The sequence below is a fragment of the Pseudoalteromonas sp. S1609 genome, from assembly GCF_005887255.1.
Taxonomy (GTDB): Bacteria; Pseudomonadota; Gammaproteobacteria; order Enterobacterales; family Alteromonadaceae; genus Pseudoalteromonas.
Map to the genome: position 1 here is coordinate 1 of NZ_PNDJ01000212.1, position 243 is coordinate 243.

Consider the following 243-nt stretch of genomic DNA (forward strand, 5'->3'; position numbering starts at 1 on the left):
AATTTTAGATAAAAATTAACCAAAAAGCTCAGCTAGTTGCTAGCTTACTGCTTCCACCGCTTGTCAACCGAATAGTTTAAGGTACTCCGTGTTACCCGATTTCGCTTCTGCTAGGTAGTAGTCAAACAATGGCATTGTTTGATCATGGTAAATGCCTAAGCGCTTACGAACTGGCTCGTCGGTATCATCTGCACGATTAATAAGTTCGTCAACTTTTTCTGTGGGTTTACTGTCATCGGTTGG

The 243-nt window shown here is 41.6% G+C and carries 1 pseudogene; it reads right to left on the reverse strand.

The features are described 5' to 3' along the window. Positions 1 to 63: 63 nt before the first annotated feature. Positions 64 to 243, reverse strand: a pseudogene (locus CWB76_RS19475) (adenylate kinase); the annotation flags it as partial.